A 16,362-nucleotide genomic window follows, 5' to 3' on the forward strand; every position below is an offset into this window, starting at 1 on the left:
GCTGAATTATTTATCCCACCAAACGCGGGCTTTAGCATTAAAATTATTAGTGCCGCCGTAATTGGCTAAAGCCGCGGTTACGTTGGCATTATTTAAATTAAACTCTGATTGAGGATAAGGTATTTTGCGCGGGATAACACCGCTTGTACCTGGGGTTGGAGTTAACACAGGGTATCCGGTGCGCCTCCAGTTGGCCCACACCTCATCGGCATCAAAAACAAAACCAGCCACCCAAAACTCAGTGTTTATTTTGGCTATTTGTGCTTCTGAAGTTGCCGGTAACGGGTTTTTTGCCAGGTATGCGCTTATCTGGGCATCGGTAATAACCGGATTGCCCGATAATTTTGATAACGACTGCATGTGCGCCCTGATACCTGCCTGGTAATGATCATTGGCGCTGCCGGTAATATAGCCGCGTACAATAGCTTCTGCTGTTAAAAACTCAACCTCCGCATAGGCAAAATCAAAAAATGGGGTATCTTTTTGGCCAAATGCATCGTAATTAACCCGAGTGTTTGGTGCCGGGTCGCTGGCTTTAACGCTGTAGCCATTAAATTGAGTAGTATCAACCGGGGTGGCTTTTGTGCCGCCATTAGCAATAAATGTGTTGTAAACACCGCCATATACAAATAAACGCGGATCACCTGCAACCTTCATTTCGGTTACGAGGGTTTTATGCAGGAAGAAATCATTCTGACCGTCGTTAAGGGTAAAGTTAAACCCATTGGGGGCGGCGGCATTGTGTAATAAAACGGGCATATCGGCATTACTGCTCATTACACCATCGGCAATAGCTTCTTTGGCTAAAGTTGATGCCTGGGTTGGATCAACCTTAATTAAACGCATGCCTATCCTTAGCAGCATGGATGAAGCCAGCTTTTTCCACTGCGCTGCATTACCGCCATAAAACTGGTCGCCGCTTACTTTCTGATTTGCGTTATTTGACAAAATTGAAATAGACTCCCTAAGCTCCTTCACAAAATCGGTATAGATCTGTTGCTGAGGATCATACGCAGGGGTGAATACTTTATCGCTTAAAGCTTTACCAGCCTGGCTGTAAGGGATGTCGCCATAATAATCAGTTAATTTTTGATAAACAAATACCCTCCATATCCTGGCGGCAGCATAAGTTGACTGCAAATCGGTACGGGCTTTTAATACTGGTACTACGTACTCAAGATCATTTAGCGCCGGCCGGTAAAAGTTGTTCCAGTAACGTTGCGATACATCATCAGTTGCAACATACGCGTTGCCTGGCCAGTCATTAGCATAACCGTACTGCATAAAAGCGTGGCAATAAGCCGTACGCGGAAACATATCCACAGTTGATGTATTAACCATCGCGTCAGAAAGCAAGGCTCCCGGATCAATAGTAGTTATGGCATCGGGGTTTAAGTTGTATTTCGGGAAGTTTTTTGTGCAACCCGAAAGCGCAGCTGTTACAACAAAGAATAATATGCTTTTTAATGAGTTTTTCATGATTTTCTCCTTTCTGTATAATTAAAAGGTAACATTTAAATTAAAGCCAAAAGTGCGGCTGGTTGGCAGCGCGCCACTGTCATAACCATATCCCTGGGCAATACTGTCTGATGCTTCAGGATCAAAAGTTGGCAGGTTTTTCTTAATATAGAAAAGGTTACGGGCAATAAGTGAAAGGGTAACTGAGCGGATATGGCTGCCGTTCAACAGGCTTTGGGGCAGCGAATAGCCCAGGGAGATTTGCCTGAATTTGACAAAAGTGCGGCTAAACACATGTGCCTCATCAGCGCTTTTATCAGCATTTCCACCATCATTATATTGGATATAAGGACTAAACGGCAGGGTGTTTTTTACGTAAACAGGTGCCGATGCCGTACCTGTGTTGATAACGCCGTTTGGTATATAGTTACCGTCGCGGCCAACAAGTGAGGCTTGTGAATTACCAAAATAGTTGGTCCACCGGGCACCTGCTTCATAAATCTGGCCGCCAAACTGGCCGTCGATAAGGAAGCTGAACGAGAAGTTTTTATAGTTGAAGGTGTTGGTGATACCGCCAGCCCAATTTGGGTTTGGTGAGCCAAGATAACTTTCATTATTGTTAACATCTTTGATAACGGCGTCATTTGGCTGTGAGGCATCAGATGTGCCATATCTCGAATTTACGGGTACATAAACATCCTGGCCCTGGGCATTCTTTAAAAATGTGGTACCGAAAATAGAACCCAGCGGATAACCTACCTTTGATTTTATGTTGTAATAATGCGAGATCCCGTTAGCGCCGATTGTAGGGTCGAGCGCGGTTACCATGTTTTTGTTTCTGGCAGCATTAAAACCAACGTTCCAGGTGAAGCTTTGCGTTTTAATGGGGCTGCCGGTAATAGCTAACTCCACGCCGCGGTTATACATGGAACCGGCGTTAAAGTATAATGAATTATAAGTGGTTGCATTGCTGATTGTTGATTGCAGTAAAAAGTTATCAGACTTTTTGTAGTAGTAAGCAAAATCAACCGATATCCTGTTTTGGAAAAATTTAAGTTCGGTACCGAGTTCTGTTTCTGTTGTAGTTTCAGGTTTTAAACTTGGCGGCGGTACGGTTGCGCCGGTAATTTCAGCATTGGTAATGCCATTTACAGGCGGTTTAAGCGTAAAGGTGAGGTCGGTAAGCTGCGGGGTGGGATTACTGCCCGTTTGCCCTATAGATGCCCTTATTTTACCAAATGATAACACTGACTGATCTAATTTCAACGCATCGGTAAATACAAAGCTTAAGTTAGCCGATGGGTAAAATAAGTTTGGTTTAAAATTAGGGCGGGTAGATGCAAGCGCCGAATACCAGTCATTACGGCCGGTTAGTTCCAGAAACAGGTATTCTTTATAGCCAAATTGCACATCAGCAAAAACCGAATTGGTTTTATACCTCGGCGTATGCGATTCTGTAGGTGGGTGTACATTGCTTGCATTGCTAAAGTTTAACAGGTTAGGGTCGGCCAGTCCTTCAGCATACAGGTCTAATGAATATTGTTGTGGATTTTGTAATTCGGCACCGGCAAAGGCATTCACCGTTAGATCTGAAAATTTATGATCGTATGATAACATCGCCCTAACATCAGATTTTTGCTGCTCAATGGTAGTAGTACGGTAAACGCCGTTGGTATTAATTACGTTATTTGGGCGTACCACAAATAAGGCGGGTGTGTTTATATAGTCGTAACCGGCAACTAAATTGGCATGCAGGTGGCTTGTAATATCATAAGTGATATTGCCCGATGACAGGATGCGGTTTTGCGTTTGGTTGTTAGTTACCTGTTCTATCTGCACATAAGGGTTGGCGTTATAAGTTGACAGGTATTTGCCGTCCGGGGTTTTATCATCCAGCAAAGTGATATCTGTCGAGCTTGCAATACGCGGATAAGCAAGGCCAAATGAACCGCGGCCATCCCCGCGTAAAAGCGGCGCGTTCTTGCGTAGGGTTCTTGAAAGGTCTATCTTAAAATCGGTATGTAACCTGCTGCCATAATCCTGGGTGGCACGTATTACGGCGTTATAGCGCTCGTATTTTTCGCCGGGGGTAGGCAGGTTATCTTGCGTTTGCGATAGCGAAACCCTGTATGAGCCGTTTTCGGTGCCTTTTGTAAAAGCCAGGCTGTTGGTAGTAGTTACACCGGTTTTAAAAAAGCGATCGAAGTTTTTTGCTGCCGATTGCGATACATAGGGTTTTGTTTTTCCGTCGATATCTATAAAAGGCCTGCCATCCAGCTTACCACCCCATGACCATCCCGGCGCATCGCCGGAGTTATCCGCAAGCTGCCCGTAAAATATCGGATCGCTATAATCGGCGGCGGTGTATGGGCGGCCAAGGTAACCACGGCCATACTCGGTTTGCAAATCGTCATAAGGCACCATTTTTTCAAGCACCGTGTTGCTGTTAAAGCTGATACCGAGGCCCTGGCCTTTTTTGCCTTTTTTGGTGGTGATTAAAATAACGCCGGCTTGCGCGCCACCTCCATAAAGAGCTGCAGCCGACGCTCCTTTTAAAACGCTGATACTTTCAATATCATCGGGGTTGATAGATGATAAACCATCACCGGGGTCAGATCCGCCGTAAACCTTGCCGCCATCGTCGCTGTTTTCGCGGGTGCTGCTGTTGATAGGCACGCCGTCAACAACATATAATGGCTGGTTTGATCCCGAAAATGACGAGTTTCCCCGCAGTATAACCCTTGATGAGCCACCCGGGCCGTTTGGCGGGCTTTGCACTACCAAACCTGCCACTTTACCTTCCAACGCGTTTATAAAGGTAGGTTCGCGGGTTAGCGATACCTCTTCGCCGCCAACCTGACTTATGGAGTAACCTAATTGTTTTTCGGCTTTTTTAATACCTAAAGCGGTTACCACAACCTCACTTAATTTGCCTGCTTCACTAAGGCTAACTGTTAAAAACGTACTATTGCCAACCGCTACTTCCTTAGGTGTGAAGCCAACAAAGCTTACAATCAAAATGCTTTTATCATCGGGTACGTTAATGCTGAAAGCGCCATTTGCATCGGCAGTTACGCCCAGTGTAGTGCCCTTGAGTTGGATGCTCGCGCCGGGTAAAGGCTGGCCTTTTTCATCAACCACCTTGCCTTTAATGTTAAGCGGTACAGCGCTTGTAATAGTATTGTCCTTTTCCTGCAAAAAAACCGTGTTGTTTACAATTTTGTAGGTTAAGGGCAGGTTTTTTAAGCAAGCGTTTAAAGCTTCATCAACCGAAGCATCTTTTACTTTAACGGTAATGTTTTTATTACGTACATCTTTTGTATCGTAAAAAAACAGGTACCCATTCTGTTTATTGATTTCCTTTAGCACCTGTTTTAAAGGTACGTTAGTAGCATCGAGGTTAATCTTTTGACTAAACGCGCTCGCGCTGCATTGCATAAAGGCTATGACCATAAATAGGGTAGTCAATTTCATAACCAATAGAATTTTTTTGGACAGCCACGGTTTATAAATGGCTGTTGAAAAAGCATTTAATTTCATACTTTTGGAAAGTTTGGGTTAATACATGGTTAGGGACACTAAGCTTGTTTTTCCGGTTTACCGGAAGGGTTAACTCAAATATTTACCGTACCCTGATGCCAGTCGGGGTGCGGTTATTTAAAATAACCTTGGTTTGGGGAGTACCGCCTAAGGCGTTTTTTGTATGTTTTTATTCATCCGGTTGGGTTTAGTTAGTAGTTTAATATTAGTTTAAGGCCTTACAATAATTGTTTTTCCTTCAATTGTGTAATGGATCTTTTTGAAACGCATAGCATCCAATATTTGTGAAGCATTAACATTCATTGATATTTCGCCGGAGAACGTGCGTTCTTTTATTTTTCCTTCATATTTCACGTCGACATCATACCAGCGGCTAATTTGTTTCATAACCGATTCAATGCCGGCATCATTAAAATGGAAAACGCCATTTTTCCAGGCTAACGCCTCGTCCATATCTGCCTGGGTAGTATTTACCTCCCCATTTTTCAGATGCGATTGTTCGCCGGGTTTAAGCAGGTAGTTTTTATTGCCCGCTTTTATCCTTACGCTGCCTTGAAGCAGGGTTGTTTTAATTTCATTTTCGTCGGCATAGGCATTAATGTTAAAATGCGTACCTAATACCTCAACAGTTTGCCCATCGCTCTCAACCCGGAACGGTTTGGTTTTATCATGCGCTACTTCAAAATATGCCTCGCCGGTAATTTGTACTTTGCGCTCGTTTCCGTTAAATACAACAGGAAATTTGATGGATGACGCGGCGTTAAGCCACACATTGGTGCCATCGGCCAGTATCAGGTGGTATTGCCCGCCGCGCGGGGTGCTCATTGTATTATAAGCAACAGCGGCAGGCTGTGCAGCTATCGAATTATTTTTATTGTAGGCAACCACTCCGTTGCTTAGTTTTTTTATGGTTGTGTTGCCCTGGTTGGCTATATTGCCATTAGCGGCACCGTTTAAAACAACTTTGCTGCCATTGGCTAACGTTAGGATAGCTTTGTTGCCGCCCGGGGTAATTTCGTGGCTCTTTTTTATTACCGCTGCAACTTGTTGTGGCGAACGGTGTAAATAAGCGGGTATACCAATGGCCATGCATAAAATAACTACTGCCGCTGCTGCAAGTAACCAGTTAGGGAGCCTAAAGGGTTTAACAACGGTTGGCTGCAGCCTGGCTTTAACGTTGGCCAAAGCATGTTCGGTATTAAATGAGCGGTATTCGGCATAGCGACTTTCGAGCTCGTTTTCGTTAAGGATGGTATCAAATAAAGCGCTGTTTTCTTCGCTGGCCTCAACCCATGAAAATAACTCGGCATGTTCTGCCCCGCTTAAATTGCCATTTAAATACTTACTGATAAGATCAGAAATCCTTAATCGGCTGTCTGTTTTTGAATTATCCATGCGTCTATAACCGGTATTTGATGATAGAACAGGGAAGGGTGGGGTTTTATCTAAAGAAAATTGAAATAAATTTTATGTTTTATTAACGCCTATTTTACATGGCCCATAATACCGGGTAATATCAGGAGCATTCCGAGTGCAAGTCCTTCGTCAGACAGGCGGTTTTTTAACAAACTGAGGCCACGCATTTTTTGGTTGTTTACCGTACTTATGGTAATGCCGAGTTCGCAGGCAATTTCTTTGGCTTTTTTACCATCTTCAAAAGTCATCCGGATAATTTTGCGGCACTGTTCGGGCAAAGTATCCACTGCTGCAAAAACCTGCCTTAATACTTCGGCGTGTATAATGTTATTTAAAATGGTAGCCTCCTCTATATCGGTATTTACAAGGGTTTGCCGGTGGGCTATCTTAACGCTGTTTTTTTCAAGATAATTGAAACAGGTGTTCTTTACGCTCACATATAAGTAAGATCTGATAGCATCCGCAGTGCAGGGCATGTTCTCTTTTTGCCAAAATTTAACAAAAACATCCTGTACCAGGTCTTGCGCGTCAACGGTGTCATGAATAATGCGGGAGGCGAAAAAGCACAATGGCCGGTAAAATTTTTCAAAAATCTGATCGAACGCGGCTATATCTTTGCCCTTAAGTAAGGTAAGTAGCTCATGTTCTGTCAAATCGACCCGGTTGTTCATATAAATAACGAATATAAGTATTATTTAACATTAACATCATCATGCTGCCCATAGTTACAGGAAAATCACTGTAAAAATGATGAGACCTGTTTTACTAAATCTCATCTGAAAAATTTCTACACGAATGCTTTTCAACCGATCCACAATTAATCGAATTACACGAATCTTAAATCAATTGGAAATTCGTTAAATTCGATTAATACGTGAAAATTAGTGTGAAAATTTTTCATTTATGATTTCTCTATGTGCATGTGGTTAAAAGCGATTTCCCTGCTGATAGTTGCAGGAAAATTGCCTTTTGTATATGGATACATAATATTGATAATACTGACAGGATCCTGTCAGTGTTCAATTTTTAAAAAACAGGTGTTCAACGTTTTATTTTGTAATTTCATAACTATCTGATTATTAGTACATGTGTGTTCATTTTAAGTTTTAACGCACTTTGGCTTACTTGTAATGTATTGATTATCAATGGTGTTTATTTTAGAAAAATATGCAAGTGTTCACACTTTTAAAAATTGAACACTACCGGGATTGTTACGAGTGTATCAATGTAACATTCTTACATCCTCCCGACTTTTCCATCCAATCACTCTCCTCAAATTTTAATACTTTTGATTATTATGTCAGGGCTTTCCGACTTTCGGACATTCCCGACTTCCGGACTATAATAATAAATGAAAGACCTCGCATACCTTAATAAGTTTTTTTACAAATACCGCTGGCGGCTTATCCCGGGCGTGTTGTTTGTAATCATATCCAACGTTTTTGGTGTGCTGCCGGCACAGGTTATCCGCGTAGCTTTTGACCTGGTTACCGAAAACATAGGGGCCTACCAGCTTTTTTCGGGTTTCGACAGGCAGAGTTTTATTTATGATATTTTCGGTACCAGCTTATTCCTGTTTGGTACACTGGTATTAGTGCTAGCCTTGCTGCGGGGCCTGTTCCTGTTTTTTATGAGGCAAACCATCATCCTCATGTCGCGCCATATCGAGTACGATTTAAAAAACGAGATCTACAACCACTACCAGGAACTTTCACTGGCCTTTTATCGCCGCCACAACACCGGAGATTTAATGAACCGGGTAACCGAGGATGTTAGCCGTGTGCGCATGTACCTTGGGCCGGGTATTATGTACTCCATCAATACCGTAGTATTGTTTGTTATGGTGATATATGCCATGCTCACAGTAAACGTACAACTGGCCATTTTTTCGGTATTGCCATTGCCTATTTTGGCCGGTGTTATTTACTATGTAAACAATATTATCAATCACCGCAGCGAGATGATCCAGGAGCGCCTGTCTGGTTTATCCAGCTTTGTGCAGGAAAACTTTTCTGGTATCAGGGTGATCAAATCGTACGTGCGCGAAGGCTTTGTGCGCGAAAACTTTGCCAAGGAGAGCGAGGACTATAAAGTGCACTCCATGGAACTGGCTAAAGTACAGGCCCTGTTTTTCCCCATTATGTTGTTACTGGTAGGGCTGAGTAACGTAATAACCATGTATGTTGGCGGGGTAGAAGTAATAAAAGGTAACATTACTCCCGGTAATATCGCCGAGTTTATTGTGTACCTCAATATGCTGTCGTTCCCGGTTATTTCGCTGGGTTGGGTAACCTCACTAGTGCAACGCGCCGCCGCCTCGCAAAAACGCATTAATGAATTTTTGCATGAAAAGCCGGAGATCATTTCACCGGTTGCAGACAACCACCACGTTGAGGGATTGATTAAGTTTGATGATGTATCATTCATTTATCCCGATACCGGAATCCAGGCTTTAAAGAATGTTTCCTTTACGGTTGAGCCGGGACAGATGCTGGCAATTATAGGTCGTACGGGCTCAGGTAAATCAACCATTGCCAACCTGGTAATGCGTATGTATGATACTACAGGGGGGGAGATCACCATTGACGGTCGGCCGATAAAATCACTTGGCCTCGAAAACTATCGCTCGCAGATAGGTTTTGTACCGCAGGAGGTTTTCCTGTTTTCGGATACCATAGCCAATAACATTGCTTTTAGTGCCGATGTACTGGATATGCCGGTTGTTGAGCAGGCTGCCAAAGATGCCGCGGTGTACAATAATATTATTGAGCTGGAAGAAGGTTTTACAACCCTTATAGGCGAACGCGGCGTTACCTTATCGGGCGGGCAAAAACAGCGTGTATCCATTGCACGGGCCATATTTAAGCACCCGCAGGTTTTGATCTTTGACGATTGTCTTTCGGCAGTTGATACCCGCACGGAAGAGGAGATTCTGAATAACCTTGGCCGGGTAATGCAGGATAAAACAAGCATCATTATAGCCCATCGCATTTCCACCATAAAAAATGCGGACAAGATCCTGGTAATGGATAACGGCCAAATTGTTGAGCAGGGTAACCATGCGTACCTCATGCAGCTTAAAGGCACCTACTTTGAGCTTTACGAAAAACAATTACTGGAAGAAGAGGAAAACGCATAACGAATGGGCTCAAGTGAGCATGCCCGCAACCTCCGCACAACACTTGCGCCGGTGGGAGATGAATTTGTGTGCGCTCTCTTTTCACAGCTCACCTGTAATTGGTCATCCACACAAAAAAATGACGCTTTTGTTTCAAAAAACTCAATAATAACGAATAAAATACTTGCACTTTGAAAATTTATTTATATTTATGCCAACCAAAACTAATTACAGGTAAATATATATGGGAGATTTTGACAATAGAGAGCGTGAAGAGGTTTATTCGAAGAAGGTGAGAGCCGGGAAGCGGACCTATTTTTTTGATGTAAAAGCAACCCGTTCAAACGATTATTATGTTACTATTACTGAAAGCAAAAAGCGTTTGGAAGATGGGGTGTTTGTAAAACACAAGATCTTTTTATATAAAGAAGACTTTGAAAAATTTGCCGAAGGTTTGAAAGATACCATCGACTACATCAAATCAAACCAGGAGGTAGTTGAAAAACGCTATGAGTACAGCGAAAACCCTGAAATTGCCAGGGCATCTGCCGATGAAGATTTTTCGTTTGAGATCTAATTACTACAGAACAATACTAAACTAAAATAATTAAAGCCCTGCTTCTTATTAAGAAACAGGGCTTTTTGCGTATGTTATATTTGAAAACGAGGATTACAATAATATACCCCGCATAAATATTACGGCTATAGTAAAGTAAATAATCAAACCGGTAACATCTACCAGGGTGGCTACAAACGGAGCCGACGAGGTAGCAGGGTCGGCACCAAGTTTCTTCAACAAGAGCGGTAGCATCGAACCTGATAATGATCCCCATAAAACAATACCGATAAGGGACGCGCCTACGGTAAAGCCTACCAGCATCCAGTGCGGGCCGTAAATATTGCTGAACATGCTCCAGGCCGCTATGCGTAGAAAGCCTATTAAACCTAAACAAACACCAAGCATTAAACCCGAAAGAATTTCCCTGCGCATAACCCGCCACCAGTCGGCAACGGTAACTTCGCCCAGTGCCATAGCCTGGATAATGAGGGTTGAAGCCTGCGAACCACTGTTACCACCGCTCGAAATAATTAATGGAATAAAATAAGCCAGTACAACTACTTTGGAGATCTCATCGCCAAAATAACCCATAGCGGTAGCGGTAAGCATCTCACCTAAAAATAAAATGATGAGCCAGCCTACGCGTTTTTTTACAAGTTTAAAAAGGTTGATATCAAGATATGGTTCATCCAGCGCTTCCGTACCACCTATTTTTTGGATATCTTCGGTATATTCTTCGTTAGCTATCCAAAGGATGTCGTCAACTGTTACTATGCCAAGCAATACGTCATTATTATCAACAACCGGCAGGGCGGTACGGTTATTCATCCTGAAAACGTTGATTGCTTCTTCCTGCGGATCACTGGCACTAAGGGAAATCAAACGACCATCCATTAGCTCACTAACTTTGGTTTCGGGCTTTACCAATAAGATCTCACGGATCCGGATGTCATCAAGTAAAACACCATGCTCATCAATTACATAAATGACATCGATAGTCTCTGAGTTTTTACCATACCGGCGAATGTGCGAAAGTACACGGCTTACATCCCAGGTGCGTTTAACGGCAATATAATCGGGCGTCATTAAGCGACCAACGCTCTCTTCTTCGTAACCTAAAAGTTTTAAAGCTTCCTCGCGGTTTTCGCGTGAAAGTTTTTGGATAAGTTTTTGAACGGCGTCACCATGCAATTCGCTGAAAAGTGACGTACGGTCGTCAGGAGGGAGTTCGTTGATCAGATCTTCAAGCTTTTGACCCGAAAGTTTTTTGATGATCCGCTCCTGCACCGGGAACTCAAGGATGCGGAACACGTTAACCGCGCGGTTAAGCGAAAGGGTTTCGATGAATTTGGGGCCATGTTCAGGAAGTTCGCCAATCAGTTCTTCAACATCCGATATGTTAAGGTTGTTCAAATATTCCTGTAATTGGGTGTCGTCTTGTTTTTCCAGCAACAATTCTATTTGCTCAACCATTTCTTCCATATATAGGCCCTCCTTTTTTACATCGGTGTATTAATATTTAGCTTCTTTTTTCCGTGCGCAAAAGTCGTTTATTTTTTCAAATTATAAGGCAAAATTTTCTGTTATCTTTGCAGGCTTTTAGTTCATGGTCTATTGTTCATGGTTCATAGCTTTTTAGGTATAATTTAAAAGGATTTTAAGCCATGATCTATGAACCATTAACCATGAACTACAATATAAATTAGATAAAACAAAAATGGGTTTACAATGTGGTATAGTAGGTTTGCCGAATGTGGGTAAATCGACACTTTTTAATTGCTTATCAAACGCTAAGGCACAAGCGGCTAACTTCCCGTTTTGTACCATTGAGCCAAACGTGGGTGTAATTACGGTGCCGGATGAGCGCTTAACAAAGCTTACCGAAATAGTACAGCCAAAATCAATTGTACCAAACGTTATCGAGATAGTTGATATTGCCGGCCTGGTTAAAGGGGCCAGCAAAGGCGAAGGTTTAGGTAACCAGTTTTTGGCGAATATTCGCGCTACCAATGCTATCATTCACGTATTACGTTGCTTTGATAACGATAATGTGATCCATGTTGATGGCTCGGTTGACCCAATCCGCGATAAAGAGATCATTGATACTGAACTACAGCTAAAGGACCTTGAATCTATCGAGAAAAAGATTCAGAAGGTTGAAAAGATGGCTAAAACCGGCGGCGACAAAGAGGCTAAAAAAACCTTCGATGTTTTAACCGTTTATAAAAATCACCTGCTGGAAGGTAAGTCGGCCCGTACTGCACCTGTTGAGGAAGAAGATAAAGAATATGTAGCCGACCTTTGGCTGCTTACCGCCAAACCGGTATTATATGTTTGTAATGTTGATGAAGGTTCGGTAAGTACCGGTAATGCTTATGTTGAAAAAGTAAAAGCAGCCGTTAAAGATGAAAATGCCGAAGTATTGATCATTTCAGCCCAAATTGAATCTGAAATTTCACAACTGGAAACTTACGAAGAGCGCCAGATGTTTTTGGATGATTTGGGTCTTGCCGAATCAGGTGTTAACAAACTGATCAAAGCCGCATACAGGTTATTAAACCTGGCTACTTACTTTACTGCCGGTGTGCAGGAAGTTCGTGCCTGGACTATTACCCAAGGCTTCACCGCGCCACAAGCTGCAGGTGTAATCCATACCGATTTTGAAAAAGGCTTTATCCGTGCCGAAGTAATTAAATACGAAGATTTTGTGAAATTCAACGGCTCTGAAGCTGTGATCAAAGAAAACGGCAAGCTGGGCGTTGAAGGTAAAACCTACATTGTGCAGGATGGCGATATTATGCACTTCAGGTTTAACGTTTAGGGAATAGATTCAAGACAGCAAAAGTCAGGAATTAAGAATTTAGAGTCAGGACAAAATTTAGAGTCAAGACAATAAGATACAAGAGCCAGGAAATGAGATCTAATCCATTCCTGGCTTTTTTATGTCTTAGCTCTTGACTCATGATTTCTTGACTCTTTTTCTCGTCCTGATTCTTAAGTCTTGACTTCTTGTTTCTTGAATCTTGATTTCTTGACTCTACCTCAGCGGTTACACCGCCGACGGCGCTACCCCATAAGCTTTTTTAAAGGCGAAGGAAAAGTGGGAGAGATCTTTAAAGCCCACATCCATGTACACGTCCGATACCTTGTGCTTCTTTTCTTTGATCAGGAAGTAGGCATCCTTTAATCGTTGCTGCTGGATCCACCGGTTGGGTGATATATTAAAGATCCGTTCAAAATCGCGCTTAAACGTTGCCAGGCTGCGACCGGTTAAATAGGCAAAGCGGTTTAAATCGACATTGAAGCGATAGTTTTGAGCCATGAATGCCGCGAGGTCAATTTTGCCGGGTTCGCTGAAATCAAACAGGATATTCCTGAGTTCGGGGTTTGTTTCCAGCAAAATCATTACAGCTTCCTTAACCTTGTGCAGGGTAAGGGCAGGATTGATCTCATCGCTGCTTTTATCCATATAGGGGCTTAACGATTTGATGTAATTGCTGAACAAGTCGTTTGGCTTTAAGAATAAGGCGCTTTCGCCTGAATACGGGCCATCTGCGTGCAAATCAAGTTCTGCACTCATACTTTGCAGGGTAGCCTGATCCATACCAATGGTGATGGTTTTAAATTCGCCGCCTGCGGGTGGATGCTTTACAAATTTAGCCAGTTCGTTCCGCTTCAGAAAACGGTAATCGCCCTGTTTAAAATAATAGTTTTTACCGTTTACATAAAGCTCCGAATCGCCGGAGAGGATATAGCCGAATACATGGTCGGCAATAAATTGCTCGCCGGCCCTGCTCACTTGCGAGTAGCAGGAATAAAGTATCCGCGGCGACGTTTTTGTATTTGACACAGGCATGTTGTTCAAATTTAATAATAAAGAAAGACTTACGAAGTTTTGAAAGTTTCGTAAGTCTGGTATATCCCCGGGAACAGTCCCCACAACCGAAATTATATTATGCTTTTTGGGCTGTTATTGATTTCCCAAATTCTGTATTCAGAAAATCCTCTGCTTCGGCATGATCAGTTGAAGTTGTAACCGGGAGCCATTTTTCAAATTCGGCCTTGCGTGCTTCGTCGGCTGCTTTTAATAAGCCAGCGGCTTCACTGCCTAATATAAGGTGTATAGGAGGCTCCGGATGTTCAACCAGATCAACCATTACCTTCGCTGCTTTTTCGGGGTCGCCCACAGGAATAAATTTGCCGCTCGATAAATAATCGGCACGTGCGTCAACCGTTTGTTCATAGCCTTCAACCTTTGGTGCATAGCTCATGGAATCGCCGGCCCAATCGGTACGGAAGCCCCCAGGCTCAACGCTGGTAACCAGTATGCCAAGTAGCTTTACTTCTTTAGCTAAAGCTTCGGTGAAGCCGCTCAAACCAAACTTAGCTGCCTGGTACATGCTTAAACCTGCATTACCAACGCGACCACCAACCGAGCTGATCTGCAAAATACGGCCCGAACGTTGTTTGCGCATATAAGGCAATACCGCACGGGTGATTTCGATGGGAGCATAAAGATTTGTTTCCAGCTGACTGCGTACCTGCTCATCAGTAAATGCTTCGGCGGCGCCAACGATACCGAAACCGGCGTTATTTACCAATACATCAATTTTGCCAAAGTGGGCTACCGCATCGGCAACGGCTTTGTGTACTGCCGGGTAATCGGTAACATCTAATTTTATCGGATATACCTGGCCGGGATATTTATCAGCCAGATCTTTTAATTGCTCTGGGTTACGTGCTGTAGCGGCAACATTATCACCTGATGCTAAAACTGCTTCTGTAAGGCTGCGGCCTAATCCGCGGGCGCTGCCTGTTATAAACCATACTTTTTTCATAGTGTTATCTTTATTTTGATAACACAAAGTTAAGCTGACAGGCAGCGCGGCGTTTTGTTGAAAAGCTCAAGTTGCTTTGTTGAAAAGCTCGACCACGATGCGCTTGATTAGAGGATTTCCTGATGAATTGATCTAAAATCAAGCAATCCTCTAATCAAGTGAATCATGGTTCTTAAAAGAAGCTGCTCATTTTCTCCATATATTCCTCAATAGGCATCGAGCTGCGCATGTTCATTAGCATGTTGCCCATATCACCTATCACCGTACGGAATTTATTGCTTTTGCCTGTAGCAAGGTCATCGATAGCGTTAACAATCAACATCGGATCATCAAGCTGTGATTCATCGCGTGAGCCCATAAGGTTTTGCAGTTTGTTGGTGAGTTCGTTGTACGCGGTTATATCCGGGTTTTGGTTCCAAACCACGCTTTCAACAAAGTTGTTACCTTTTGAACCGCCTTGCTCTATCAATCTTAAATCAATATTGAGCGGTTTCAGCTCGTAGTAAAGTCCTTCGGTAAGGCCTTCCAACGCGAATTTCGACATGTTGTACAAAGAACCAAGCGGCACAGCGGTAGTAATGCCCATAAACGAGCTGATGTTGATGAACATACCTCCATGGTTTTGCCTGAAATGAGGCAGGAACGCGCGGATTACATTAATAGGGCCGCGGGCATTTACTGCGAACTGCCAGTCGATATCTTCTTCTTTGGCAAGTTCCAGTGCACCATACGTACCCATACCTGCGTTGTTTACCACAACATCAATTTTGCCGAAAGCGGCTATCGCTTGTTCAGTTGCTGATTTTACCTGTTCAAGGTTGGTTACATCTAACTTAAATATTTTGATATTAGGATATTGTGTTAGTTCGGTTTCCTTTTCGGGCGTACGCATGGTGGCGGCTACGTTCCAACCCTGATTTGCAAAATGTTTAGCGGTTAATTTGCCCAGCCCGCTGCTGGTTCCGGTTATAAAAACTGTTTTTGACATGGTATTTTATTTTTTTATGCAAAAGTATACTGGAATTGGTATAATTTTGTAACCAGTTACACAGAGTATACCAGTATGGAAGGGGGAATAACGTCACACGAACGTAATCATGCCGATGAGCGGCAGGCTTTACAAGATACCATGTATGTTATTGGCGGCAAATGGACACTACCAATCATTAATTCCATTTGCAATGGAAACAAACGTTTTAGAGAAATTGAGCGGAGCATTCCCGGCATCACCACGCGTATGTTATCGCGCGAGCTGAAAACCATGGAAATGAACAAACTTGTTAAACGTAGCGTAACGCCAACTTCGCCGGTTTTAATTGAGTATGAATCTACAGAGTACTGCCGGAGTTTTGGCGGCATCATTTTGGAGATGATAAAATGGGGCAAGGAGCATAGGGAAATGTTGAGGAAGGCTGGTAAGCAGTAGTTGTTAA

At 43.0% G+C, this 16,362-nt stretch carries 12 protein-coding genes; 4 read left to right on the forward strand and 8 right to left on the reverse strand.

Features of this window, described 5'->3' with window-relative positions; genetic code table 11:
• Positions 1 to 6: 6 nt before the first annotated feature.
• The 4 genes from ACEN82_RS03560 to ACEN82_RS03575 all read right to left on the reverse strand — a co-directional run bounded on the left by ACEN82_RS03560 (position 7) and on the right by ACEN82_RS03575 (position 7,085).
• Positions 7 to 1,479, reverse strand: a complete 1,473-nt coding sequence (locus ACEN82_RS03560; RefSeq protein WP_188833966.1) for a SusD/RagB family nutrient-binding outer membrane lipoprotein — start codon at positions 1,477 to 1,479, stop codon at positions 7 to 9.
• A 21-nt stretch (positions 1,480 to 1,500) separates the two neighbouring features.
• Positions 1,501 to 4,932 carry a SusC/RagA family TonB-linked outer membrane protein gene (locus tag ACEN82_RS03565; RefSeq protein WP_413321603.1) on the reverse strand — a complete coding sequence of 1,144 codons (3,432 nt, stop codon included), beginning with the start codon at positions 4,930 to 4,932 and terminating at the stop codon, positions 1,501 to 1,503.
• A gap of 276 nt (positions 4,933 to 5,208) precedes the next feature.
• On the reverse strand, positions 5,209 to 6,393 hold the full coding sequence (locus ACEN82_RS03570) for a FecR family protein (RefSeq protein ID WP_188833964.1): 1,185 nt from the start codon (positions 6,391 to 6,393) through the stop codon (positions 5,209 to 5,211).
• A gap of 89 nt (positions 6,394 to 6,482) precedes the next feature.
• The gene (locus ACEN82_RS03575) at positions 6,483 to 7,085 is read right to left on the reverse strand and encodes an RNA polymerase sigma-70 factor (RefSeq protein ID WP_090528019.1); all 603 of its coding nucleotides are present in this window, start codon (positions 7,083 to 7,085) and stop codon (positions 6,483 to 6,485) included.
• 680 nt (positions 7,086 to 7,765) lie between these two features.
• Here ACEN82_RS03575 and ACEN82_RS03580 point away from each other — a divergent pair.
• Both ACEN82_RS03580 and ACEN82_RS03585 read left to right on the forward strand, forming a co-directional pair.
• Positions 7,766 to 9,553 carry an ABC transporter ATP-binding protein gene (locus ACEN82_RS03580; RefSeq protein ID WP_176628512.1) on the forward strand — a complete coding sequence of 596 codons (1,788 nt, stop codon included), beginning with the start codon at positions 7,766 to 7,768 and terminating at the stop codon, positions 9,551 to 9,553.
• A 223-nt stretch (positions 9,554 to 9,776) separates the two neighbouring features.
• The gene (locus tag ACEN82_RS03585) at positions 9,777 to 10,109 is read left to right on the forward strand and encodes a DUF3276 family protein (protein ID WP_090528014.1); all 333 of its coding nucleotides are present in this window, start codon (positions 9,777 to 9,779) and stop codon (positions 10,107 to 10,109) included.
• Between the two features lie 93 nt (positions 10,110 to 10,202).
• Here ACEN82_RS03585 and mgtE read toward each other — a convergent pair whose 3' ends face one another.
• Positions 10,203 to 11,573 (reverse strand): magnesium transporter, encoded by a 1,371-nt coding sequence (mgtE, locus tag ACEN82_RS03590; RefSeq protein ID WP_176628513.1) that lies wholly within the window; start codon positions 11,571 to 11,573, stop codon positions 10,203 to 10,205.
• Positions 11,574 to 11,808: 235 nt separating this feature from the next.
• On the opposite strand from mgtE, the gene ychF reads away from it, so the two are divergent.
• Entirely contained in the window at positions 11,809 to 12,912 is a 1,104-nt protein-coding gene (ychF, locus tag ACEN82_RS03595) for a redox-regulated ATPase YchF (protein WP_090528008.1), read from the forward strand.
• Positions 12,913 to 13,140: 228 nt separating this feature from the next.
• Here the strand turns inward: ychF and ACEN82_RS03600 are convergent, their stop codons facing one another.
• The 3 genes from ACEN82_RS03600 to ACEN82_RS03610 all read right to left on the reverse strand — a co-directional run bounded on the left by ACEN82_RS03600 (position 13,141) and on the right by ACEN82_RS03610 (position 15,917).
• Complete coding sequence (locus ACEN82_RS03600) at positions 13,141 to 13,947, reverse strand: helix-turn-helix domain-containing protein (RefSeq protein ID WP_413321605.1); 807 nt, start codon at positions 13,945 to 13,947, stop codon at positions 13,141 to 13,143.
• Between the two features lie 97 nt (positions 13,948 to 14,044).
• Positions 14,045 to 14,929: an oxidoreductase gene (locus tag ACEN82_RS03605; RefSeq protein WP_413321606.1), complete on the reverse strand. Its 885-nt coding sequence runs from the start codon at positions 14,927 to 14,929 to the stop codon at positions 14,045 to 14,047.
• A gap of 172 nt (positions 14,930 to 15,101) precedes the next feature.
• Positions 15,102 to 15,917: an SDR family oxidoreductase gene (locus ACEN82_RS03610; protein ID WP_413321607.1), complete on the reverse strand. Its 816-nt coding sequence runs from the start codon at positions 15,915 to 15,917 to the stop codon at positions 15,102 to 15,104.
• A gap of 75 nt (positions 15,918 to 15,992) precedes the next feature.
• Between ACEN82_RS03610 and ACEN82_RS03615 the strand changes: the two genes are divergently transcribed.
• A complete protein-coding gene (locus ACEN82_RS03615; RefSeq protein ID WP_413321608.1) occupies positions 15,993 to 16,355 on the forward strand; it encodes a winged helix-turn-helix transcriptional regulator in 363 nt (120 codons plus the stop codon).
• Positions 16,356 to 16,362 lie beyond the last annotated feature (7 nt).

Source organism: Mucilaginibacter sp. Mucisp73 (assembly GCF_059491465.1).